13 protein-coding genes are annotated in these 24,315 nt (G+C 67.7%); 7 read left to right on the top strand and 6 right to left on the bottom strand.

Annotation, left to right across the window (positions count from 1 at the left end):
* Positions 1 to 12 precede the first annotated feature (12 nt).
* The 3 genes from IGS61_RS01715 to IGS61_RS01725 form a co-directional block, all read right to left on the bottom strand.
* Positions 13 to 381 carry a hypothetical protein gene (locus IGS61_RS01715; protein ID WP_230537985.1) on the bottom strand — a complete coding sequence of 123 codons (369 nt, stop codon included), beginning with the start codon at positions 379 to 381 and terminating at the stop codon, positions 13 to 15.
* Positions 378 to 1,946 (bottom strand): EAL domain-containing protein, encoded by a 1,569-nt coding sequence (locus IGS61_RS01720; protein WP_230537987.1) that lies wholly within the window; start codon positions 1,944 to 1,946, stop codon positions 378 to 380. Before IGS61_RS01720 ends, IGS61_RS01715 begins: the two co-directional genes overlap by 4 nt.
* Positions 1,947 to 2,038: 92 nt before the next feature.
* Positions 2,039 to 3,556 (bottom strand): MFS transporter, encoded by a 1,518-nt coding sequence (locus IGS61_RS01725; RefSeq protein ID WP_230537994.1) that lies wholly within the window; start codon positions 3,554 to 3,556, stop codon positions 2,039 to 2,041.
* Positions 3,557 to 3,619: 63 nt separating this feature from the next.
* Here IGS61_RS01725 and IGS61_RS01730 point away from each other — a divergent pair, with 63 nt between their 5' ends.
* The gene (locus IGS61_RS01730; protein ID WP_230538001.1) at positions 3,620 to 4,525 is read left to right on the top strand and encodes a LysR family transcriptional regulator; all 906 of its coding nucleotides are present in this window, start codon (positions 3,620 to 3,622) and stop codon (positions 4,523 to 4,525) included.
* Positions 4,526 to 4,527: 2 nt separating this feature from the next.
* On the opposite strand, the gene IGS61_RS01735 is transcribed toward IGS61_RS01730, so the two are convergent.
* A complete protein-coding gene (locus IGS61_RS01735) occupies positions 4,528 to 5,097 on the bottom strand; it encodes a helix-turn-helix domain-containing protein (RefSeq protein WP_230538003.1) in 570 nt (189 codons plus the stop codon).
* Positions 5,098 to 5,177: 80 nt separating this feature from the next.
* Between IGS61_RS01735 and IGS61_RS01740 the strand changes: the two genes are divergently transcribed.
* Entirely contained in the window at positions 5,178 to 5,708 is a 531-nt protein-coding gene (locus IGS61_RS01740) for a GNAT family N-acetyltransferase (protein ID WP_230538006.1), read from the top strand.
* 13 nt (positions 5,709 to 5,721) lie between these two features.
* Here the strand turns inward: IGS61_RS01740 and IGS61_RS01745 are convergent, their stop codons facing one another.
* Positions 5,722 to 6,912 (bottom strand): low temperature requirement protein A, encoded by a 1,191-nt coding sequence (locus IGS61_RS01745; protein ID WP_230538007.1) that lies wholly within the window; start codon positions 6,910 to 6,912, stop codon positions 5,722 to 5,724.
* A gap of 167 nt (positions 6,913 to 7,079) precedes the next feature.
* On the opposite strand from IGS61_RS01745, the gene IGS61_RS01750 reads away from it, so the two are divergent.
* On the top strand, positions 7,080 to 7,538 hold the full coding sequence (locus IGS61_RS01750; RefSeq protein WP_230538008.1) for a hypothetical protein: 459 nt from the start codon (positions 7,080 to 7,082) through the stop codon (positions 7,536 to 7,538).
* A 198-nt stretch (positions 7,539 to 7,736) separates the two neighbouring features.
* Here IGS61_RS01750 and IGS61_RS01755 read toward each other — a convergent pair whose 3' ends face one another.
* The gene (locus tag IGS61_RS01755; protein WP_230538009.1) at positions 7,737 to 7,904 is read right to left on the bottom strand and encodes a hypothetical protein; all 168 of its coding nucleotides are present in this window, start codon (positions 7,902 to 7,904) and stop codon (positions 7,737 to 7,739) included.
* 94 nt (positions 7,905 to 7,998) lie between these two features.
* Between IGS61_RS01755 and IGS61_RS01760 the strand changes: the two genes are divergently transcribed.
* The 4 genes from IGS61_RS01760 to IGS61_RS01775 all read left to right on the top strand — a co-directional run bounded on the left by IGS61_RS01760 (position 7,999) and on the right by IGS61_RS01775 (position 24,304).
* The gene (locus IGS61_RS01760; protein WP_230538010.1) at positions 7,999 to 8,376 is read left to right on the top strand and encodes a hypothetical protein; all 378 of its coding nucleotides are present in this window, start codon (positions 7,999 to 8,001) and stop codon (positions 8,374 to 8,376) included.
* Between the two features lie 178 nt (positions 8,377 to 8,554).
* A complete protein-coding gene (locus tag IGS61_RS01765) occupies positions 8,555 to 12,223 on the top strand; it encodes a hypothetical protein (protein WP_230538011.1) in 3,669 nt (1,222 codons plus the stop codon).
* On the top strand, positions 12,220 to 13,719 hold the full coding sequence (locus IGS61_RS01770) for a hypothetical protein (protein WP_230538012.1): 1,500 nt from the start codon (positions 12,220 to 12,222) through the stop codon (positions 13,717 to 13,719). The genes IGS61_RS01765 and IGS61_RS01770 overlap by 4 nt, the downstream gene beginning before the upstream one ends.
* Positions 13,720 to 13,786: 67 nt before the next feature.
* Positions 13,787 to 24,304, top strand: a complete 10,518-nt coding sequence (locus IGS61_RS01775) for a LysM peptidoglycan-binding domain-containing protein (protein WP_230538013.1) — start codon at positions 13,787 to 13,789, stop codon at positions 24,302 to 24,304.
* The last annotated feature ends 11 nt before the right edge of the window (positions 24,305 to 24,315 follow it).

Raw genomic sequence — 24,315 nt, forward strand, 5'->3', positions numbered from 1 at the left:
AATATTTGTCGTCTACAATGATGCCTTTGAGATTTCACCATCAAGCATATAGCTTTCGATTACTTTTATCAATTCAAGTCGGGATTTTGTTCTAAATTCGCCCATAAATACTTCAGAATTCGCTTTTTTCTTGCTTTGGCTATCAAATACGACTTTGCAAAATTCGACAACGAACTCGCCATCGGGATCGTCTTCCGGCTCGAAATGCGAATTGAAGCAGTAGCCGCTGTCGCGGCAATGACCCCACAGCAACAATGCGCTGCTGAACCACTGCATGGTATCGGCACCGGGATCCACCTCGAACAGGGTGTTGACGGTGAGGTGCCAGCCGCCCGGCACGCGCAGCGGCTGCAATGGATAGGGAAAGCGCGGCTGTTTCATGTGGACGATGGCAGGCGGCGGGTTGCGTAAAAGGCGAGGAATTCGGCAGCCGGCAGCGCTTTCGCAAACAGCCAGCCCTGGCCGAATTCCACCTTGCGTTCCAGCAGATAATCGGCCTGCTGCCGCGTTTCGATGCCTTCGGCCACGATCAGCATGTTCAGGGTGCGGGCCATGGCGATGATGTGCGGCGTGACGCTGCTGGTGGCCGCGTCCGTGCCGATGGTGTCGACGAAGGATTTGTCGATTTTCAGGGCGTCGAGCGGCAGGTTTTGCAGGCTCGACAGGCTGGAATAGCCGGTGCCGAAGTCGTCGATGGCCACCGCATGGCCGCGCGCCCTGGCTTTTTCGATGGTGGCGCGGGCCGCTTCCACGTTGATGAAGCCCCGTTCCGTCGCTTCCAGCCAGATCTGCTGCGCCTCGATGCCGGTGCCGGCCAGCGCGCGTTCGAGCACGTCGAGCACCCGGCCCGTTTCGATATCGCTGGCGCACAGGTTGATGGCGATGTGCAGTTCGCGGTCGGCCAGCAGCGCGGCGCGCATGTCGGCGATGACGCAGGCGATCACCTGGTCCGTGATGGGCAGAATCAGGTCGCTTTCCTCGGCCACGGGGATGAACAGGTCGGGCCGTATCATGCTGCCGTCGGGACGGCGCCAGCGTATCAGCGCCTCGGCGCCCACGCACACGCCCGTGTCGAGCGCGATGATCGGCTGATAATGAACAAAGAATTCGCGCCGCTCGACCGCCGTTTCCAGTTCGCCGCGCAAGGACAGCCGGCGGCGCGACAGCCACACGACGATGCCGACGATAAAGGCGGCCATCAACAAACCCATGGGCAGGAGCAGCAGCTGTTCGCGCCGCAGCCTGTCGTTGAGCTTGCTGCGCGGCTCGATCATGACGGCCGTCAAGCCATCGCGGTACAGCGTCGCATGGATGTGGCCGTCGTGCGCGGCGTCTACGTTCGCCGGCAGCCCGGCGAGCAAGCTTTGCACCAGCGCGGGATCGGGATGGTGCAAGGTGTCGAGCACGCCTTCCTTGCCGATGGCCATGGCCATCTGGATGTCGCTGTCGACGATGACGTCGGAAAAGCGCACGGGATCGATCAGGACTTTATAGGCGCGGTGGGACAGTCCCACCATGCGCTTGCCGCCGCTGACGATGGGGCGCAGGTTGAAATCGATGCCCATGCCGTTGGCCAAGGTGAAATCGGCGGGCGTGACGGCGATGCGCGCCTCTTCGATGCCCGTGGACGTGCACTTGAGCAAGCCGTTTTCCACGTAGCCGATATCGTCGATGCTGCGCGTGGTGATGGTGATGCGGCGCAATTGCTGGATATGCGCCTCCGAGCATGGCGCCAGGTCCAGCGCATCGGCGCTGCGCAGGGCGGCGCTGGCCGAGGCGATGGAACGGTGGGCGCGCTCGAGCGCGTAGCCGGCCAGCAGGCGCAGGCGTTCCTGCTCGCCCTGCTCGGCGCGCACGGACGACAGGTAGAAGGCCAGGCTCAGGGGCGCGGCCACGCCGATGACGGCGACCAGCACGCTGGTCACGATAATGCGTTTTCTGCGCATGCTACTCCCTGCGATAGTTATATGATTGCCATGTATTGCTCGATGGCATCATATTACAAGCAGAGGCCGTTTACTTGAATATTGCTGAAGAGTTACACTTTTTCCAGCTGTTTCTCCACGGTTTTCACCGGCCGCGCCAGCACGAACACCAGCGCCGCCACCACGGCCGCCAGCCCGCCAGCCAGGTACAGCACGCTGGCAAAGCCGTCGATGAAGGCGTGGCGGGCCGCTTCCTGAGCCACGGCTTGCAACGCGGGCGGCAGCTGGCCGAAGGCGTCGGTCGCGTTGCCGGCGACGATGCGCCCGATCATCTCGGGCGAGGCTTTCAAGCCGTGCAGCCACGCCAGTTTCTCGAACGAGGCGGCCGTGCGCATGGCCAGCACGGCGCCCAGCGCGCCCACGGCCAGCACGATGCCGACGAAGCGCGTGGTGGTGCTGATGCCGGAACCCATGCCCGTGCGCTCGCGCGGAATGCAGGCGAGGATGGCCTTCTGGGTCGTGCCGTTGAGTAATCCTGCGCCCGCGCCCGTGACGAGCATGCCGGCTGCCACCCAGCCGTACTGCAGGCTGGCGGCGGCCAGCGCCGTGGCGACGTTGCCCACGGCGACGATCAGCAAGCCCGTCACCAATATGCCGCGGTCGTCCAGCACCCGCATGGCGCGCGGCGCCAGCCTTGACAGCACCACCATGGCGACGGCGAACGGCAGCATGGCGCAGCCGGCCAGCACGGCGGAAAAGCCGAAGGCGTTCTGCAGGTACAGCGGCAAGAAGGTCATCATCACTTGCGCGGCGATGGCATAGCCGAACATGCCCAGCACGGCGCCGACGAACACGCGCCTCCCAAACAGGCTCAAATCGACCATCGGCGCGCGCTGGCGCCGTTCCACCAGCACGAAGACGGCCAGCAGCGCGGCGCCGGCCGCAAAGCGCAGCATGGTGGCATGGCTGGACCAGCCCGCCACGCTGGCGTCGATCAAGCCCCAGATGATGCAGAACAGGCCAGCGGAGAACAGCAGCGCGCCCAATGGATCAAAACTGGCGTTGGACGCGTCCTTCGACTCGTCCACGTGCCTGCCTACCAGCCACATCAATATGGCGACGACGGGCAGGTTCAGGTAGAAAATCCAGCGCCAGTTGATGGCGCTCGTAACGAGGCCGCCCAAGAGCGGCGCCACCGTCATGGCCACGCCCATGGCCGCGCCCCACACGGACCAGGCGCGCGCCCTCTCCTTTTCCGCATGAAACGTGTGGCCGATGACGGCCAGCGCGGACGTGAGCAGCAGCGCGGCACCGAGTCCCTTGACGGCGCGCGCCACGTTGAGCACGAACGGCGTCCACGCCAGGCCGCACAGCAAGGACGCCAGCGCGAACACGGCCAGGCCATACAGCATCACTTTGCGCCGTCCCAGGCGGTCGGCGATGCTGCCGGCCGGCAACAGGAACGAGGCAAACGCCAGCATGTAGGCGCTGACCACCCATTCCACGTCGACGAAGCTGGCGTTGAGCGAGCGGGCGATCGACGGCAGCGAGACGGCGACGACGTTGGTGTCGAGCATGATCAGCGCGCACACGCCCGAGCAGGTATAGAGGGTCCAGTTGGTATTCTTCATGCCTGTATTTTAAGCAGGCTGCTGTTATTTCCTGTTATAAGACAAGCGCCTTATAATTTACCTATGGTGAATACAGACAAAGACATGGAATTGCGGCATTTCCGCTGCGTGCTGGCCGTGGCGCACAGCCTGCACTTCGCGCGGGCGGCGGCGGAACTCGGCATTTCGCCGCCCGCGCTGACCAAGCAGGTGCAGGAAACGGAGCAACTGCTGGGCACGCGCCTGTTCCAGCGCAGCAAGCGCGCCGTGTCCCTGACGGCGGCCGGAGAACTGTTCGTGCTGGAAGCGGCGCGCGCGCTGGAGCAGCTGGCGCAGGCGCAGGACGTGGCGCGCCGGGCGGGACGGGGCGAACTGGGACGGCTGGAAATCGGCTACGTGGCTTCGGCCGCCTATGCCGGCGTGCTGCAGGGACAGTTTGCGCAGTTTCGCGCCAGCCACCCCGGCATCCGCATCGGCGCGCGCGAATACGCGATGGATGCCCTGCCCGGCTTGCTGGACCAGGGCAGAGTCGACCTGGCCTTCGTGCGCCCGCCCCTGCACTTGCCGGACGGACTGGACAGCGTGGTCTTGCTGCGCGACCGCTTCGTGCTGGCCGTGCAGGCCGATAGCCCGCTCGCCCGGCTGGAAGTGGCGGAAATAGCGGCGCCGGCCGCGCTGGCGCAGCAGGCCTTCATCGTGCCGGAACAGGAACTGGGCACATTGGAGGTGAGCCGGCGCGGCGGCTTTGCGGCGCAGGTGGTGTCGCGCCCGGGCAGCCTGGTGGCCGTGCTGACGGAAGTGTCGCTGGGCGTGGGCTGCGCCATCGTGCCCCATTCCGTGATGGCCAGCGTGCAATTGCCTGGCGTGGTGTTCCGCGAACTGGCTGCGCCGCAGATCAGCTCGGAAATCGCTGTGGCCTTCCGCCGCCACGAACAGGCGCCCGCCGCGCGCGCCTTCATCGCCCAGCTGCGCGCGGCGGCACTGGCTTAGGGTCAGGCGCTTTTCAATACCGCCACGGCGTAGGTGCAGGCCGTAGTCGTTTCATTGCGGAACACGCAGTCGGCCGGCGGCCCCAGTTCCAGACAGTCGCCCTCGTCCAGCACGTGGCGGGCGTCCCCTTCGAGGAAGACGAGGCTGCCGGTCAGCGTCCAGATCAGCTGGCGCCGCGCCACATAGGCGGCGGCCGGCATGGCCACCACGGCGCCGGGCGGCAAGGTAATATGCACGAGGTCGAGCGGCATGCCGGACGCCGGCGACACGTGGCGCCGCACATAGCCGCTCTGCGGGTCCACCCACACGGGCTGCTCTGCCTGGCGCAGCAAGCGTCCCTCGCGCATCTCGGCGCGGGCGATCAGTTCGGACATGCTCAGGCCAAAGGCGCCCGACAGCCGCGCCAGCAAGGTGGCCGTGGGGCTGCAATCGCCGCGCTCCACCTTGTGCACCATCGCGCGCGACACGCCCGAACGGGCCGCCAGCTGCGTCAGCGACCAGCCCAGGCTTTCCCGCTCGGTGCGCACCCTGGCGCCGATGCGCTGGTTTAATTCGTCTGGTTTAGTAGACATTTATTTGATTTTATTGGACAAGAAATGGACGGCAATCTATGATTTGTCCATTATAGTAGACGCCTAGCAAGGAGATCAACATGCACGTACGCGATGCCCACGCGGGCGATATCGAGGCCATCACGGCCATCTACAACGATGCCGTCAGCAACACCCTGGCCATCTGGAATGAACGGACGGTCGATGCGGCCAACCGCGCCGCCTGGCTGGCCGACCGCGAGCGGGCCGGCTATCCGGTGCTCGTCGCCATCGATGCGGAAGGAACGGTCTCTGGCTACGCCTCGTTCGGCGACTGGCGCCCGTTCGAGGGTTTCCGCCATACGGTCGAGCATTCCGTGTATGTGCGCGCCGACCGCCGCGGCGCCGGCGTGGGCAAGGCCTTGATGGGGGAATTGATTGCGCGGGCGCGCGGCCTGGGCAAGCACGTGATGGTGGCGGGCATCGAGGCGGGCAATGCCGGCTCGATCGCCCTGCACAAGCAGCTGGGTTTCGAGGAAGTGGGATTGATGCGCCAGGTGGGCACCAAGTTCGGCGCCTGGCTGGACCTGGCGTTTTTGCAGCTGCAGCTCGATGCGCGCAGCGATCCGGACGGCATTACACCGCCCGGCTAAGGTCAGGCAAACGTCAAGGATCAATCTCCGGCGGCGGACGGCGCAGCGCCATATGTTCCCACACGGCCACCAGGACCAGCACGCAGCTGGTGATGCAGGCGAGGATCAACGGTGAATACAGCCGTCCATACGCCATCGGGATCAGCGCCAGGATGATCAGGATGCCCAGCAGATGCGACAGCGGCGGCGCGGCGCGCTCGCTGCTGACCCATTTGAACAGTGCATTGCCCAGCAGATACAGGATCGGGCCGCCCAGCAAGGCGCTGATGCCGGCGAAGCTCGCTTCGTCCGGATGCACGAGCGCCAGTTCATCGGCCACGGCGGAAACGATCACGCCGCCCACGATCAGCACGTGGATATACGTGTAGGCCTTGCGCGCGATACGGCCCGGGTCCTTCGAGTGGGCGATGCGGTGGTGGCCCGCCTCGGCGCCCGTGTCGAAATAGATCCACCACATGGCGATGCTGCCGGCCAGTGCCGCCAGGAAACCTAGCCAGTTGGCGGCCGTCCATTCCAGGCCCGCGAAGGTCGCGCCCGTTACCAGCAAGGATTCGCCGAGGGCGATGATGACGAACAGGCCGCAGCGTTCGGCCATGTGGCTGCCATCGACATCCCAGTCGGCCGTCGACGAGCTGCCCAGGCCCGGCACGCCGAAGCGCATCCAGGGGCCGGCCAGGTCGATTGCCAGGGCCGCGCCCCACCAGAAGATGCGCTGTTCGGGCGTGGCGATGCCGCCGGCGATCCAGAAAATGCCGGACAACACGGCCCACAGGCTGATGCGCTGGAAATTGCGGCGGCGCGACAGTTCTTCATGGCGCACGGCCCACCAGGCGAACAGGGGCCGGCCCACCTGCATGGCGACATAGGCGCCGGCGAAACCGAGGCCCCGCGTGCCGAACGCTTCGGGAATCGAGGCCGACATGATGAGGCCGCCCAGCATCAGCGCAAACAGGCTGATGCGTACGGGAATGCGCTCGGGGTCGAGCCAGTTGGTGATCCACGAGGTGAAGATCCACACCCACCAGACGGCCATCAGCAGCAGGCCCGTCTGCAACCAGCCCATGGCGCTCAGGTGCGCCAGCAAGCCATGCGACAGTTGCGTTACCGCAAACACGAACACGAGGTCGAAGAACAGCTCGATCATGCCCACCTTGCCGCTGTCCTGCGCGCCGCGCTGGCGCAGCAGGGAAATGCGATTATTCATTTTTTTCCTTGCATAAATACCGGGCCGGCGCCCGCGGCGCGGCCAAAACGGCACGATGATAGCAGATGGGGATGGCGGCAGTGGCGACGCGCCGCGGCCGCCATGCGTTTGCTCTTCCGCCAGAATTTCGCTACGATGGGCCGCATGCGCGGGACACCACCTCCACCATGTATCAGCTGAATTGGCGCGGCCCCTGGCTGGCTGCCGTGCTGCTGCTATCGCTCGGTGGCGACGCCCCGGCGCTGGCGCGCCAGCTGGCCGAACCGGCCCCCGCATGCCGGGCGCCGCAAACCATGGCGCTGACGGTCAACAGCGACGCCGTCGCCACGGCCAGCAACGATATCAATGACAACACCCTGGTGGCGCTGCGCGCCAACGGCACCGCGTACTGGACGGTTTTATTGTCGACGGCGACCATCCTGCTGCAGCTGGACGCCGACCGCGGCGATACCATCGTGACGTTCCAGAAAGGTCTGACCCTGCGTTTCCAGGCGCTCGGTCCGCAGCAATATCAAATCCTCATCGACGGCCCCATCCTCGATGACGGCACGCAGTACACGCTGACTGGCAAGGTGGTGGCCGTTTTTGAGCGCTGTCCGGCCCTGCTCGCGCCAACCGCGCCATAAACGGTCGACAAATGCGCAGTAAATCCCCGCATGCCCTCTATTTAAATCAATAAACCGTTTATATTCAATTCCATTCCCTGCCGGCTTAGCCCCGGCTTGCCTGCCGCCGCGACCGGATGCCGCATGATTCTTGCCTTTGCGACAATTTGAGAGAATCGCGCAAAAAAATAAGCATAGAATCGCTACTCGTGATGCGCATCAACCGGCATGCTTATATCCGAATAGCCGGAAACTATTTTTTTGAATAAGTAAATAAGAAATATATTCATCCATTGCGGATTGATGAATATCAAATGTCTTTTCTTTATTTGAAATTGCGTATTGTCTGGCCATATTTTTATGGCATGGTCGCAAAGCCGTTGCCATACCGTTTTCCACCGACTTACCCAACTGCCCCGAACCCGTCGGCCACGGGGCGCCCACCGCAAGTGCAGGCCGATATCACCTCATGGAGAATGTCATGTCTAACTTACCTCGCGTCGAAGTCACCAACCATACGCTGGCCGCCGGCCAAAGCGTCACCACCAACACCACGCCGAACAGCCTCGCGCTGTCCATCGCCAGCAGCGACAGTAACAACCAGACCGGCATCGCCTTCCAGTTCCAGGGCCGCACCACGTACTGGAATCCCAGCGTCAGCACCGGTTTCACCACGGCCAAGCTGGCCAGCGACACGGGCAATGGCGTCGTCACGTGGAAAGCCGGCCTGACGGTCACCTACTCGCCGCAAAGCACGGGGCTGTATAACGTGCTGCTCTCCGGCGACATCGTCGACAGCGGCACCGTGTACACCTACACGGGCTTCGTGCTGGCCACCTTTACCTCCAACTCGCAGTAAGCGGCAGTTCCGCGTCCGCCTGCGGGCGGGCGCCCTGGATGGCCGCCCGCCACCGCACCCAGCCAGCCTGGCCATCCGACGCCCTTTCCGGGCCCACCCGTTGTAAACGATTGCGATGCCGCGCGGCGCGCCATGCCGCCGCATCGCAGCCCGAGTCGCGTCTTGAGTGGAGGTTGTCATGGGTTTCAGCTTCGTCGCCACCGATTCCGCCAGCAAGGTCAGCCTGTATGAAGCGCCGCCGCGGGCGGGTCATGCCTGGGCCGGCTATTTGCTGCCGCCCGTCGCGCCGCCGGCCACGCCCCCGGAAAGCATCAGCTATGCCGACAGCCTGTCGCCGCAGCGCATGGGCAGCTACGTGTTTGCCAGCGCCCGTCCGGCGGCGCTGGACGCGGCGCCCGGCCCCTTCATCACCGCCCTCGCCGCGTATATCGACCAGCAGTCGTCGGCACCGGGACTGAACCTGAACGCGCTGCTGTGGCTGCGCGACGCCGATGCGGCGCCGGCCGATCCCTTCAAGAACTACGGCTGCAGCTACAGCTATAACCCGCTGACCAAGGGCTTTGCCACCAGCACCAACGTCAATTTCCGGCTGGGACAGGACCTGCTGTTCAACGTGCTGTCCGGCGTCGGCCTGTCCATCGACGCCGCCAACGGCAGCCTGCGGCTGTCCGCGCCGCTGGCGACGCCGCCGGCCCTGGCCTTCCAGCGCAACGCCAGCGACATCGGCATACGCGTCACGGGCAGCGGCAATACGATCCGCACTTTCGTGCCTTTGGCGGGCGCGAATGCGGGCTGCCTGACGTTTACGGCCACAGTCAACCCTGCCGTCACCTTCGGCCCAAGCGGCCTGGCCGTCGGCTTCCCCCTGAGCGCGCGCGACACGGCCAGCGGCCAGCTGCAGCAGCTGTTCTACCCGGCGCTGAGCGCGCCCGCCGCGCTGCCCGCCAGCCTGGCCTGGGTCGGCACGGTCGACCCGCTCGACCCCTACAATCAGAAGCTGTCCGCCCAGGCCAGGCTGGAAGGCGTATTGCGCTGCGGCTTGCTGCCGGCCGGCCGGCCCGCCTTGCCGTCCACCTACCGCACGGCGCTGGGCCATGCGACGGCCTTGCTGCCGCTGGGCGCCGCCAGCGGGCAGCCGCCCGTGATCGGCCTGCAGTCGGGCGCCCTCGCCTTTGGCTGCGCCGCGCGCTCACCGTCTGCGCCCGCGACCAGCAAGGCCCTGGTGACGCCGGCCGGGCGCTTCGGCCTGAGCGCCAGCGGCCAGGCGGCGGGGACGCAGATAAACTTGTTATGCGGCATCTTCGGCTCGGAACAGCTGAGCATGACCACCTACGACGGCGCCGCGCCGGAGAATGACAGCCTGCTGTTCGTGCCCGCTTCGCCCGCCTTCGCGCCCGTCTTCCCGTTCCAGGCCGCGACCCTGGACTTGCCCGATTCCGGCAACGTGGCCACGCCGCTGACGGCCGATTACCTCAGTTGCTGGGCCAGCGTGCTCAAGGGCGGCGCGGCCATGCCGCAATACCATGCGGAGCCGGCGGGCAGTCCCATGTACGGCCTGCCGCCGGCCGCCCGGGCGGCCGCCTTGCTGCGCGCCGTGGCCGCCGATACCGTGCTCGCCTCGACCCCGCCCGCGCTGCCCGTGCCGCAGGGCGCCGCGCACGCCTTTCCCCTGCTGCCGTACGGCGGCGCCGTCAGCGGCGGCCCGCTGGATATCGACGCCGCCCTGCTGTCGAGCTTTGAAAGCAGCATCGTGGCCGCCACGCGCAAGGCCGTCATTTCCGGCGGCGCCAGCGCCACCTGGCAGGCGCGCGCGGCCGCCAGCCGCCGCGTGCGCGGGCTGGCCGCCGGCGAGGCGGTGGCGGAAGCGCCGCACTACCGCACCACGCCGCAGGGCGCCGTCGCCACCGTGTCCAGCCAGGCGCAGGACCAGGACGCCTTCCTGTCAGTGACCCTGGGCCAGACCCTGGGCGCCGGCGGCCAGGTCTTGCCGTTCGGCTTCCGCTTCCCGGACGCCACCTTGCAGGATGCCTTGCAGACCAACCAGCTGTTCCTCGTGGCCGTCAACGCGGCCCACCTGTCGGACGGCGGCGCGCGCTTCGACAATACCGTCGGCATCGCGGGCTGGACCATGCAAGCCCAGGTGGGGGTCGGCGTGACGCCCACGTCCTACCGCAACGTGATGCTGCTCAAGTATTGCAGCGGCAGTGTCAGGGACCGCGTCGCCAATCCGAACGCCTGGTCGGGCGCGCCCGATTTTTCGCTGGCCGCCGGCGCCGGTCCCGGCGTCCAGGGCATCGCCTACACGGGGTTGTCGCAGTGGCTGCAGGACCTCATCGAAGCGGCCGAGGTGCTGGCGGCGGACAAGCCCGAATCGCCGTACCAGCATTTCCTGGAACTGGTCAGCGATCCCGCCTGGACGGGCGTGCTGGTGCTGCAGGCGGACCTGGATCCGTCCAGCCTGCCGGCTGGCCTGCAGGGCATCGCGGCAGGCCTCGACCTGACGCGCTTCGTCGCCCACCATTTCGGCTTCACGGCCAGCCGCGTGACGGTGCATGGCGACGGCAGCATCACCCTCGACGGCAATTCCAGCACCTTCGGCCTGGTCGACTACCAGGACCCGGCCTTCGCCGCCGGCCAGCGCAACGGCTTGCCGCCCGATACGCCGATCGCCCTGCCCGACACCGACAACTATGCGTTCCGCGTGCTGCAATTGCAGGTGCTGTTCGACAATGCCGCCATCAAGACCTTCAAGAGCTACGTGCAGCTGGCCGTCAACGGCCTGCTCGGCTCGCGCGTGACGGCCACCACCTTCGGCGGCAATGCGATGCCGAACAACGGCGTGGTCCTCGACGGCAGCTATATCGACCAGAATGGCACCGGCATCTACATCTTCGAGCAAGCCACGCCGTCGATATTCAGTCTCGACAGCAACCTGCTGCGCCACGTGGCGTTCCAGCGCATCCAGTTCAACTGCCTGGGCACCACCGACGCGGGCGCGACCGTGCTGAACCGTTTTTCCGTGTGGGGCACGCTGGATTTCGCCAGCCTGGACGACCGCACGGGCGCCGCGCTGGACCTGCTGTCGTTCGGCGCGCTGTCGCCGGATCTGCCGCCGGACGGCGCAGGCCTGGCCTTTTCCAACCTGGTGATCGACATGCGCTATCCGCAGACGACGCCGTCGGCCGTGCGCTTCGACGAGGTGACGGCCAGCCTGGCCTACGACCTCGACGCCAGCCAGGCCAGGCCGGACAGCCTGTTCAGGGGCTTCGGCCTGGAACTGTCGGGCTTTATCGCCGCCGCCGACGGGCAAAAGCCGGCCGATTTCGGCTTCCTGCCCGTCAGCACGGCGCTGAACCTGGGCACGCTCGACGGCCCCTGGCACGGCATCGTGTACGACGTCACCATGGGCGGGCCGGGCGCGCTCGTCTCGGCCGCCGGCTTCCATTCGACCCTGCTGCTGGCCTGGTCGCCCGCCAGCACGGCCGGCGACGACGAGCAAGCCGTCTTCGTCGGCCTGTCGCTGCCCGGCGCGGCGCCGGGCGCCAGGCTGATCAGCCTGCAAGGCATCTTCAAGCTGGCCATCGACAATATCGGGCTGATGCGGCAAAAAGTGCCCGGCGGCGACTCCTATTATTACTGTCTGCGGCTCGACAACATCGCCATCAAGTTTCTCGGCATTGCCAAGCTGCCGCCCGACGCGAACATCCAGTTCTTCCTGTTTGGCGACCCGAAGAATACGGGCAGCCTGGGCTGGTATGCCGCGTACATCGCCGATGCGGCCGCCCGGCAGGAGCCGGAACTGTCCGCGCTGGCATTGCCCGCCATCTCATTGGGGAGCGCAGCATGACCAACGTCGTGTACTGGAATATCGAGAACTTCGGCATCAACAAGGTCAACAATCCCAGCCGCAAGCGGCCCCGCTATGGCGAAGGCGGCCGCTGCGGCGGCAACCTGCCGGCCGTGGCCGCGCAGCAGCGCTGCAACCACATCCTGACCATCCTGCGCGCCACGCAGCCCGATATCTTCGTCCTGATCGAGGTGTCGGCCAGCGCGGCCGGCGCCGGCGACCTGGCGCCCGACACGGGCGGCCTGCAGGGCGCGATCTTCCTGCTGCAACAGCTGCGCAACGATGTCGCCGACCCCAACCGCGCTGCCTGGCGCATGGTGCCGCCGCTGAAAGTGGGCACGGGCGGGCGCACGGAATCGGTCGCCGTGCTGTACCGCGGCATATCGGGCACGGTTGGCACGCCCACGGAAGTGCGGCGCTATTTCACGGGGCCGAACGTGTGGACGGGCGGCGGCGTGTCGGCCGTGGCGGCCGGCGCCGTGCCCGCCGCCTACCCGGCCGGGGGCGCCGGCGCGTCCAACATCCAGGATTTGCTCAACCCGCCGGGCCAGCCGGCGCGCACCATCCCGGCCGGCGCGCAGTACAACGGCGGCCTGGCCGAGGGCATGGCGGCGGCGCGCATCGCCTTCGCGCCCGCGCTGGCGCCAGCCACGCCGCCCATCGCTGGCGGCCTGGTCAATTTCAACGGGTTGCGCCAGCCCTTCATGGTCAGTTTCGTGGAAACCAACCAGGCCAACGCGATCTCGCGCAACCTGACCCTGTTTGCCGTGCATGCGCCGCCCAACCACGGCGGCGCCACCAATTTCATCAATATCCTGCTGCGCGGCGTGCTCGACGTGGCGGCGGCGCCTGCCGGCGCGCCGCACAATGAAATCAAGCTGATCTGCGGCGACTTCAACCTGAACGCCATCTACGCGCAGCCGCCCGCGGCGGGCGGACGGACCACGGCCTACGACCAGTTGCGCGCGATCAACTACATACCGCTGCTGGACCCGCCGCCCGTCATGCCGGCGGCCGCCAACCTGACGCTGGACGCCTACCAGGGCTACCTGGCCACGCATATCCGCCCCAAGCGCACCAGGCAGCAGCTGACGCAGCAATCGCGCTTCCTGTGGTCCGACAATACGGCCGGCGGCCCGCTGCTGGCGTCGCCGTATCCGGGCTATAACTACATCGGCAGCGATATGGTGAGCAACTTTTTCTCGATCGACAATATGCTCGTCAATCCGCTGGTGCCGGCGAATAACTACCAGTTCACGGTGATGAATCCCGTCTCGGGCACGCCGTTCGCGCTGGCGGGCGCCATGCCCCCTGGCGTGCCCACCGGCACGCGCCCCCTGCCCGCGCAATTTACGAACTTGCCTGCCGGCATAGCCTGGCCGCAGTCGCCGGCGGCCGTGTATGCCGTGGGCGAGGCGCGCACGCTGAACGGCTGGGCCAATTACGGCTACCTGCGCAGCACCAGCGACCACCTGGCGCTGTTTGCCGTGCTGTAGACAGAGCGTCCGGGCGGGTGCGAGCGTCCGCCCCGGACATCATGACTGATTCAAGGAGCAAGTTCGTATGGCCACCACCGATACCGCGCTGGAAAACCTGCAGCAAGCCATCGTCAACGCCGCCAGCAGCGGCCCGTTCGCCCTCGATGCCGCCTTCCTGGCAGCGGGCCTGGCCGACCCGGACGTCGCGCCGCCCGAAAAATTCGACGCCATCATCGGCCAGGCCTTCCAGATCGACGCGGCGCAGTTCCTGATCAGCTGCGCGGCAGCCGACGTGGGCGCCGTCAGCGACGGCGTGTTTACGGTCAGCAAGGCGAGCCTGCCCTTCATCGGCGGCCTGCTGCACACCCCGGCCACGCTGGTGTTTTCCACGCAGCCTGCCGCCGCGCGCACGCCGGGCGACGATGGCGACGGGGATGACGCGGCCGTGCTGGTGGTGCAGGTGGCCGCCAGTCCCGCCGGCTGGAACTGGGACAGCAGCTTTCCCTTCATGGGCGGCTGGCCGTTCAGCGAGTTGCCGCTGTCGGGCGCGCTGCTGGTGTTTTCCAGCGCCGACGGCGTCTATCCATGGGGCGGCGACGGCGCGCTGTCCGTCACGGGCGGCGCCAAGCAGAACCTCAGCGCCAGTGTGGCCCTGCCCGCCTTCGTGACGCCGTTTCTGGAACTGTTTTCCGACCTGGCGGCGCCGCCGGGCAAGCTGCAGATCGGCGGCTACCTGGACATGGCGTTGTACGACGGCAAGACGTTCGAACTGGGCGGCCTGATGCCCAGCGGCGTGCTGTCGGCCACGCTCAGCGAGCTCGACTGTACGTTCGCCGGCTACCTGCGCGTGGCCGCGCCCAGCCTGACCGTGACGATCCCGCCGCCCGTCGATGCGCCGCCGCCCGACGCCCTGCTGCTCGACGGCGGCATGCAGCTGCTGCTGCGCGGCGAAGGCGAACCGGCCGACGAGGAAGCGGCCGACGGCGACCAGGCCGCCACGCTGGCCCTGACGGCCACGCTCAGCGTGGAAGGCGCGGGCGCCGCCGACTACACGCTGTCGCTGCTGCTGCAGCCATCGAACGCCGACGGCGACGGCAACTACACGGTCAGCCTGGAAGCGGGTAGCGACGGGCCGCCCCTCAGTCCCGGCGCCGCCATCAGCCTGATCGGCGGGGGCGCCAGCTATTTCCGCGCCACCCCGGCCGTGCTGCAGGAGTTCCTGACGTCGTTCGGCCTCGGCGGCATGACCATCAGCGGCAGCATCCCGCCCAAGGCGGCGCCCACGGTGGACCAGGTCACGCTGCAGCTGCGCAGCGTGCGCGATCTGAGCTGGCAACCCATCCCGGCGCCCACGCCGGAGCTGAGCTTTACCGTCACCTCGTTCTTCCTCGACTGGACGGCGTACCAGCCGCTGGCGAGCAAGGCCAGCGGAAAGTCGCGCTATGAATACCTGTTCGGCACCACCTTCACCCTGTTGCCCACGGTATTTCGCAATCTGGACGGCACGCCGGGCGGCGAATTCGAGGTGCAGTTCAACTCGGCGCAGCTGTTCCAGGCCAGCTTTCCCGGCAAGGCCACGCTGTCGGACTTCCTGTCCGTCGTCTCGAACGGCCTCGTCAGCCTGCCCGACAGCATCCAGGCCGAGGTGTCGAATATCGTGCTGAGCATAGACGGCGCGGCCCAGTCCTTCGCGTTTTCCAGCGACTACGCCATCAGCCTGTCCTTCCTGACGGTGGGCGGCGCGCCCATCCTGAGCATTTCGGAAGGCCAGATCAGCCTGTCGGGCATCAGCGCCACGGTGGCCGCGGACAAGCAGGAAGGCGCGCTGGCCCTGGTCGAGGCCGGCAAGGCGGGCGCCGGCACGGCCTGGGCCGGTTCCATTTCCGGCTTGCTGGGCGTGGGCGCCAGCCTGCAGGCGGCCGTCAGCGTGGCCTACAGCAGCCAGGAAACGCCGCCCCGCTGGACACTCTCCGCCTCGCTCGCGCAAGAACTCGACGTGGGCGAGATGATCAAGCAATTCTTTGCCGCCGGCGGCATCTATGATTTCCCCGTCTTCTTGCCGGGCAACCTGAAGATTTCCGCGTTCGCCATCGAAGCGGTCATTCCCAGCGGCAAGCCCAGCACGGACCTGGCCACCAGCTACACGGTCGACACCACCTTTACCTGGCTGTTCCTGCTTGGCCAGCAAGAGATCGGCTTGCAGAAAGCCACGCTGTCGGTGCAGTATGACGGCGCCAAGCCGGCCGCGCAGCAATTCTCGGGCAAGGCCGATGCCGTCTGGATCTATACCGCCATCAATCTGAAACTGGGCTTCGGCTATGCGTTCCAGCCGACGGACAAGGGGCCGAACCACACGCTGTACGTGAGCTGGGAAGGCTTCACGGCAACCTATACCAGCGGCAACGAGATGCTCAGCTTCACCCTGGCGGGCTGGTCGCTGGGCAGCCTGATCCAGGCGCTCGTGCGCACGCTGGGCGATCCGTATTTCGTGCTGCCATCGCCGTGGGACTTGCTGAACCAGGTCACGCTGGACGGCCTGTCCATCAACGTGTCGCTGAAAAGCGGCGAAAAGAACCGCCTCAGCGCCACCTACACGCTCAGTTCACCGCTCAACCTCGGGTTCATCGTCATCCGCAGCATCGTCTTCAAGCGCAATACGGACGGCAAGGTGACCCTGGCGCTGGACGCCAGCGTACCGCCATTGCTCAAAGGCAGCATGGGCGACTTGCTGGACCCGGCCAAGGGCCAGGACGTGGAAGAGATGCCCAGCGTGCCGGGCGCCGGTTCCAGCTATTTCAAGGTCTTCCTGCTGATGCTGGGCCAGCGCGTGGCCATCAACGGCGCGACCGACTTCAGCTCGACCAAGGCCGTCATCGACGCGCTGGCCGGCGTGCCGCCCACCACGGGCAAGAACAATCCCGTCAACCCGGGCAGCGGCGTGCCGGGCCAGCCGTATTACCAGCCGGACAGCAACTGGCTGATCGCCGCGCATTTCGGCGTGCTGCAGACCGCCGGCGTGTGGGCCGTCGACGTGCAGATCGTCTTCAACGATCCCAACCTGTACGGCTTGCGCCTGACCCTGGGCAGCCCCAAGATGGGCGGCCTGGCCGGCCTGGTGGTCGATATCCTGTACAAGAAGATCAGCGACGACGTGGGCCTGTTCCAGATCGACTTCACCTTCCCCGACAGCATACGCAACCTGAACTTCGGCGCCGTCAGCGTGGTGCTGCCGATGATCGGCATCAAGATCTACACGAATGGCGATTTCCTGATCGACATCGGTTTTCCCTATAATATGGACTTTACGCGCTCGTTCAGCTTCAGCGCCATCGTCTACGGCGTGCCGGTGATGGGCTCGGGCGGCGTGTATTTCGGCAAGTTGTCGAGCGCGACGGCGACGCAGGTGCCGAAAACCGAGCTTGGGTATTTCAATCCCGTCATCGTCTTCGGCCTGGGCCTGCAGCTGGGCCTGGGCTACAACTTCGTCAAGGGGCCGCTGAAAGCGGGCTTCGCGCTGACCGTGTTCGGCATCATCGAAGGCGTGATCGCCACCTACCATCCGTACGACCGCAGCAACGCCGTCGCGCTGGCCAATGCCGGCGCATCCGGCAGCGTCCAGGAAAGCAGCTACTTCAAGCTGACGGGCACGTTCGGCGTGATCGGCATGCTGTACGGCGAAGTGGATTTGAAGATCATCAGCGCTTCGCTGCTCGTCAATATCACCGTGTCGGTGCAGATCGGCTACGAATCCTACCGCGCCATCCCCCTGTCCGTGACGGCTTCGGTGCGCATCAGCCTGCGCGTCAAGATCGACCTGGGCATCTTCAGCTTCACCATTTCCGTGGGCTTTTCCGCCACCGTCAGCGCGCAATTCCGCATCGGCAGCGACAGCCGCGCGCCGTGGGACGGCGGCGGCGCGCTGCGCCTGGATAGCCTGGCGCGCGGCCGCGCGCGCACCTTGCCGATGGAATTGCAGGCCGCCATGCTGCGCGCCGGGCCGCGCCGCCAGCCGCGCCGCGTGCTGCGCACCGGTGCCAAGCCGGTGCTGCAACTGGTGACTGCGCCGCAATTCACGGTGCTGGCGCCACAGGGCGCCACCGCCAGCAGCGCGCAGCAAGGCGCGTTCGTCTGCCTGTTCGCCATGGATGCGCCGGACCCGGCCGCCGGCGGCGCGGGAACGGGCACGACCTCGTTCGACCTGCTGTGCAAGGCGTATTTCCCGTGGCTGCTCGACGCCTTGCAGCCGGCGGCGCTGGCCGACGGCGCGGCGCTGGACCTGGCTGCCGCCGCGGCTGCCAGCGTCACGCTGGCGCAGCTGGTGGCGGGCATTCAGGTGCTGGCCGACCCCGCCATGCAGCCATTCGGCATGGGCGACCTGCTGCACTTCCTCGCCGACAGCTTCATCGTGAACATCAGCGCGCCGGGCGCCAATATGGACGGCGCCACGCTATTCCCCCTGTTCGACGGCCTGCGGCTTGACGTCCCCGACCCGCAAGGCGGCGCCGGCACGCAGGCGATCGACCTCGAAACCTACGCGACGGCGACGGAGCAGTACCGCAGCACGGTGGCCGGCGTGCTGCGCCAGGTGGCCGCCAGGGTGGGCAAGGCGCCCGCCAAGCCCGCGCTGCTGGCGCAGGACGACGCTGAGCCCGAATCGATGGCGGCCTTCATCTTCGTCGACGTCTTCAGCCTGATCGGCCGCGCGCTGCTGCAATCGGCCATCGATGCCTTCGACAATTACAGCTATGCGCTGCAGCCGGGCGACAGCATCGCCGGCATCGTCGCCGCCTTCAACGGGGCCGGCAACGCCATCGACGCGGACGACGTGTCGCTGCCGAATGCCGCGTACCCGCTGAACGGCGCGCTGCCGCTGCAGGTCGGCGGCTTGTCCGCCGTGATCCAGGCCGGCGATACGCTGGCGGCCATCGCCGCCCGCTACACGGATCCGGCCGGCGCCGGCGGGCGCTGGCAAACCACCGCGGCCCAGCTGATCGGCGCGAATGCGGCGCCGCGCGCGCTGCGCACGGGCGTCACGCTGGTCTTCGACTTCGGCGCCGGCGCCGTCAGCCACGTCACCGCGCCCGGCGACAGCTTCGGCGCCATCGCCGCCGCGCTGGGCGTGCCGCTGGCCGCCCTGGCGCAGCAGGCGTCGCTGTATGCGCGCGCCGACCTGCTGCTGCCGACGGCCATCCTCGCCGTGCCGCCGCTGGCCTATGCCTCGGCCGCCGGCGATACCCTGGCCGGCATCGCCAGCCGCTTTGCCGCCACGGTCGCCACGCTGGGGCGCGACAATGCCGGCGTCGCCAATCTGTTCGCCGCGGCCCCGGGCCGGCTGGCCATCGCCCGCCTCGACGCTTTGCCGCTGGAGCAGCTGTGGAGCGGCGTGCAGGCCAGCGGCGCCGTGGCCCAGGCCGCCGGCCAGGTCGCGCGCTTCGTCACCTATGGCTTGCGCCTGCCCGTGGCGCCGGGCCTGAGCCTGTCGCCATCCTTCCTGTATAGCAAGACGCAGACCGACTACGCGCTGTACCAGCTGACGGGCCAGCAATTCCCCACGCCCGCCAGCGCCGCCGGCGGCTACCGCATCGGCCTGGGGCGCAATGCCATGTCGCATGGCGTCGCCCTCGATTTCATCACCTTCGCCGGCGCGCCCGGCACCAGCCTGCCCATCGACCTGGACGCCGCCTATGGCTTGCTGTCGGGCGTGCTGGCGTATGCGCAGGCGGGCAGCTTCGCGCCATCGCCAGCGCTGCAGATCCTGCCGCTGGCTTCCTTGCAGCCGCGGCAATTCCCTGCGGCTGGCTACGCCGCCTGGATCACCGCCGACCTGGCGCGCCTGACGGCCGTGACGTCGGGCGACGCTATGGCGGCGCGCGCCGCCGCCAGCCAGGCCACGCCGGCGCCGTATCTGTGGCAATTGCCCGACGCCATGCTGGCCAGCATCGCCCAGCGCCAGGACACGCTGCAGGCGCTGTACACCGAGGCGCAATACGCGGACATGCTGACCCTGATGCCCGCCTATCGTCCCCGCATCGGCAACACGCCGCCCAACAGCAGCAGCACGGTATTCCAGGACGTGAGCGGCTATGCCTACGCCACGCGCGTGGACTTCCAGATCACGCGCATGCCGGCCGCCACCGTGGCCACCAACGACGCCAGCGGCACCGCGCTGGCCAGCGCCGCCACCCTGGCCCACGTGTACGAGCTTGTCGGACCGTCGGCCGCCGATGCCCAGCGCCTGCAATACTTGCTGAGCGGCATGGCCGCGGTGGGCGAAACCCTGGTGGCCGGCCTGTTCCTGCTGTATAGCGAAGGCGGCAGCGACCAGGTGGCGCTGACGGGCCAGGCCGATGCCGACTACCTGTGCTTCCTGACGCAAACCAATCTGTCCACGGAAAGCCATCCGCCAGCCAGCCGCATGCTGCTGGACGCGGCGGGGACGGCCTTGCCGCGCGGCATAGCCAACAGCCCATCGCAATTCATCAAGCTGCTGTGGGAGCAATCGGTGGTGCGCGGCGGCGGCTACTATCTGTATTTCGAGGACATGGTGTCGGGCGCCGGCCTGCCGCCATCCGTCTTCGACGCCACGGGCACGGCCACGCTGACCCTGGTGGTGCCGCTGGCGCGCCAGGCCAGCGCCGCCGGCACCGTGCCGAACTTCGTCAACGCCCTGCTGACGACGCAGGCGATCGATCCGCAGCAGGACGTGCTGGTGTTCGAATCGCTGAGCAAGCCGGCCAGGACCCAGCCTCTGGCGCGCGCCGCCACGAGCACCCTGGCCGCCCTGGCCGCCACGTACGGCATGGGCGTGGGGCAACTGGCGCAGCAAAACGCCGCGCTGCCGCTGCGCGCCGGCGCCAGCGTGCCCGTTGCCGGCATCCTGCACCAGCTGAACCAGCAAGACATGGCCGCGCCCGCGCAAGCGCTCGAGCGGCTGGCCGCGTATTACTCGGCCGGCGCCACCCCGCTGAGCGCGGCGCAGATCGCCGCCTACAATCCCGGCGTGACGGTGGCGCTGGGCGCGACCATGCGCATCCCGCCGCTCGTCTATCGCGTGCCCGCCGCCTCTGACGGTCCCGGCAATACCTTCGCCGCCCTGGCCGCCTACTATGGCCTGTCGGTGGATGCCCTGGCCCTGGGCGCGGCCGCCACCGAAGGCCTGTACGCCGATGGCGCCGTGCTCGACGTCGACAGCCTGGCCCTCGATGCGCAAGCGACCTTGGCGCCGGGCAACCTGTCGTTTCAGCTCGAGCGCAGCAACGACGGCGTGCCCGTGCTGCCGCCCGATCCCACGCCGCAGCAACGGCAGCAATATGCGCAAGCGACCCTGTCCGCGCTCTACAACACGCTGTCGGCCGGCCTGGGCGCCAACCCGTATTTCCGGCCCAGTCCCTACAGCCTGCCCTTCGGACCGCAGGACCATGCGAACGACAGCGACGCCGACGGCGGCGACGCTGGCGAAGCGCACCGCCGGCGCTATGCGGCCGCGGCCCTGGCCGATTACGACTACCGCCAGGCGCTGGGCTACCTGGGCAACGACAGCCAGGGACGGCCGTTCGCCACGCTCAATGCGGCGCCGGCCAATCCGCCGGCCGGCCTGCCGCCCGCCGCCGACAATCCCTACCTGGGCGTGGGCGGCCATGCGTCGCTGGCCCTGCGCTGGCAAGACCTGTTCGGCAACACCACCGTCACGCCGTTCGAGGCGCCGCCGGCCGGCTACACGGGCGCGCTGGACCAGGCCCCCGCCCCGCTGCGCTACACGGATCGCCTGCTGGGCCTGTCCGCCTGGCCGAAAGTCCAGGCCAGCTACCTGTATGGCATGGATGCGGGCGGCGCGCCCGCGCTGCTGCTGACCTTGCGCATGGATGGCCTGGCCTACGCCACGCCCGCCGATGCGATGCAAGACTTGCCCACCTACCAGCGCCTGTACTTCCAGCTGCACCAGGACTATACGGGCCTGGGCGTGCCCGGACTGAGCGGCAATGCGGTGAGCATCTCGCTCAGCAACTCCCTGCTGGCCACGCCGCTGCAACCGCTGGGCGAGGCCCAAGCGCGGCAGGTGCGCGACTTCGCCGCCGCCTGCGCCATTTACCTGCAGACCCTGGCCGGCGGCGGCAGCGCCAAGGCGCCCGCCGCCACGCTGTCGGTGCCGGTGCCGCTGGCGCAACTGGCCGGCGCCAACCGCATCGCGCTCGACGTGGCACTGGTGCTGACGCGCCAGGCCATCCTGCTCGATCCCGTGCTGGCGGCCCTGCCGGACGGCGCCAGCGTGGTCAGCGCCGTGCTGCCGCAGGCCGACACGGATGGCGGCGCGTCCAGCTACACCACGTTTGCCAAGGCGCTCGAAGCATGCCTGAAGACGCCGCAATGGTCGATGCGCGCGGGCGCGGGACTGACGCGCGTGGGCAGCGCCGGCCAGCAGACGCAGCAATTGTTCGCCGTGCGTTTCAGCGACACGCCGGGCCAGGGCATCCATTTCCGCCTGGGCCAGCAAGCCAGCTACTACGCGCCGCTGCCCGTCGCCAACTCGCTGGAAAGCCGCACGGTCAGCATCGACGCCTATCCGACCAATGCGCCGCATGCGCTGACGTTCAACAGCGTCGACCTGAACCTGTGGCTGCAAAGCTGTCTCGACGCCGTCGACAAGTTCCTCTCGGCAACCTATGCGCCGCCCGCCTACATCCTCGATCGCCTCAACGGCATCGCCGATCCGCTGCAGAGCGGCCAGCTGGGCCTCGTACTCAAGGCGAAACAGACGCTGGCCGACGCCATCAGCGCCACGGTCAGCCCCGTGCTCAGCAGCAGCGCCGCGGACGAAGCGACGCGCGCCAGCGCGGCCGCCACCATGCGGCAGCAGCTGCTGACCACCCTGGGTCCGGCCTTTGCCGCCGGCGCCGTGGTGGTGTACGGCGTGGACCAGGTCACGGGCGCGGACGGCATCTACGCGGCCGGGCCGCCCGCGCTGTACGGCCAGCCCGCCGGCGCGGGCGCAGCCGACGGCGGCGACAACCAGAACTACACCTTGTTCCCGACCCGGCTGCCTTTGCTGGGCGCGGCAGTGCCGGAGCAGAGCCGGCTGTCATTCAACTTCATCTCGAAGAATGTCGAAGGCCAGGCCTATGTGCCGCTGGACTTGCGCTATCAGATCACGCACATGGAATTCGACCAGCAATTCGTGCCCGGCATCGAAAACTACGCGCAAAGCCAGTGGCTGCTGTTCATCACCGGTCCGTTCGAGGTGCCGCTGGGCAATGGCACGCAATATATCCCCGTGCTGAACCGCGCCCTGCCCGTGCCGCCCACGGTCAACCGGCAGACGGCCACCGCGTCCGCCGCGCCGCAGGCCGGCCGCCTGCGCCTGGCCGCCGACGGCTTGCAGCCGGCCCAGCTGGCCCAGTGGGATTACGGCTTCAGCTATACCTATCGCCAGGCGGCGCAGGATGCCGTGCACGTCAGCATCGTGCTCAACGTGCCGCCGCAGGCGGCCAGGCTGTCCGCGGCGGCCGGTCCCGACCTGTTCACGGCGCTGGCCGCCTTCGTCAGCAACTATCCGCTCATCTCGGCCGACCTCGACGCATTCCTCGCGCCCCTCGACGGCAAGCAGGACACGGCCGATAGTATCGCCAAGGCAACACTGGCCACCACCGCCTTCCAGCAGCTGGTGACCCAGGTGGCGGCCAGCTATGGCGAGCATTTCGGCGCGGCGCGGCTGGCGGCGGCGCAAGGCGAGGCCAGCGTGGCCGTGGAATTCGACGCGCGCCTGGAAGACCATGGCGGCGACGCCTGGTATGCGCTGCTCAATGTCACCGTCGGCGGCGCGCCCGCCACCTACGACCCGCAGGCCGGCACCCTGAGCAACGGCGCCGTCAGCGTGCCCGTGCCCGTGCTCGGCATCGATGCGCAGCAGTACCGGGCCACGCCGGCCACGCCCACGCCGCCCGATGCGCTGCTGGCCTACCGCTACGCGGCCATCGCCGCCGGCGCGCCCGACCTGTCGTTTGCCGCCGCGCTGGCCAATACCGGCCGCGAAGTGCGCATGCCGGGGCTGAACGTGATGGTGTACCAGAATGCCCAGGCCTCGCTGTACGTGCAGCGCAACCGCTACCTGTGCCCGCCCAGCCAGACCCAGGTGTCGACCATGCCCGCCTTCCTGTACCAGACGCCGGTCGTCAAGTTCAGCGACCCCATCCTGCCGCGCCTGAGCTGGCAAGGCTATGATTTGCGGCAAGTCGCACCGGTGGGCGGCAGCGACGTGGCGGCCTACATGAGGGGCTTCTTCAACGCCCTCTTCACGGGCGCCTCGGGCAGCGTACGCATCGCCATGGATGGCAGCTATTCCTACAGCGTGATGCCGGCCGTGGCGGGCTTTCCCCGCACCTCGCTGCCGGTCAGCCTGCTGCCGGCCGTGCTCGCGCCCATCGATGCGGCCCAGCCGCCCGCAGCGCCCATGGCGCTGGTGGCCCAGGTGCAGCAATGGTATGACACGCAGCAGCCGACCACGGGTGGCGGCGCGGCCATGGATTTCCGTCTGAATTTCTTTACGGACGGCGCGCCCGAGCAACTGCTGCTGTCGCTCGACGACGTGCGCTGGGTGGTGCGGCCCTGACGCGGCGGCAG

It is taken from the genome of Janthinobacterium sp. FW305-129, assembly GCF_020858115.1.
In the GTDB taxonomy this organism is placed as follows: domain Bacteria; phylum Pseudomonadota; class Gammaproteobacteria; order Burkholderiales; family Burkholderiaceae_D; genus Janthinobacterium.

Coding starts and splice junctions, on each gene's coding strand:
- IGS61_RS01715 (WP_230537985.1), bottom strand. CDS start 381: ATGAAACAGCCGCGCTTTCCCTATCCATTGCAGCCGCTGCGCGTGCCG.
- IGS61_RS01720 (WP_230537987.1), bottom strand. CDS start 1,946: ATGCGCAGAAAACGCATTATCGTGACCAGCGTGCTGGTCGCCGTCATC.
- IGS61_RS01725 (WP_230537994.1), bottom strand. CDS start 3,556: ATGAAGAATACCAACTGGACCCTCTATACCTGCTCGGGCGTGTGCGCG.
- IGS61_RS01730 (WP_230538001.1), top strand. CDS start 3,620: ATGGTGAATACAGACAAAGACATGGAATTGCGGCATTTCCGCTGCGTG.
- IGS61_RS01735 (WP_230538003.1), bottom strand. CDS start 5,097: ATGTCTACTAAACCAGACGAATTAAACCAGCGCATCGGCGCCAGGGTG.
- IGS61_RS01740 (WP_230538006.1), top strand. CDS start 5,178: ATGCACGTACGCGATGCCCACGCGGGCGATATCGAGGCCATCACGGCC.
- IGS61_RS01745 (WP_230538007.1), bottom strand. CDS start 6,912: ATGAATAATCGCATTTCCCTGCTGCGCCAGCGCGGCGCGCAGGACAGC.
- IGS61_RS01750 (WP_230538008.1), top strand. CDS start 7,080: ATGTATCAGCTGAATTGGCGCGGCCCCTGGCTGGCTGCCGTGCTGCTG.
- IGS61_RS01755 (WP_230538009.1), bottom strand. CDS start 7,904: ATGGCAACGGCTTTGCGACCATGCCATAAAAATATGGCCAGACAATAC.
- IGS61_RS01760 (WP_230538010.1), top strand. CDS start 7,999: ATGTCTAACTTACCTCGCGTCGAAGTCACCAACCATACGCTGGCCGCC.
- IGS61_RS01765 (WP_230538011.1), top strand. CDS start 8,555: ATGGGTTTCAGCTTCGTCGCCACCGATTCCGCCAGCAAGGTCAGCCTG.
- IGS61_RS01770 (WP_230538012.1), top strand. CDS start 12,220: ATGACCAACGTCGTGTACTGGAATATCGAGAACTTCGGCATCAACAAG.
- IGS61_RS01775 (WP_230538013.1), top strand. CDS start 13,787: ATGGCCACCACCGATACCGCGCTGGAAAACCTGCAGCAAGCCATCGTC.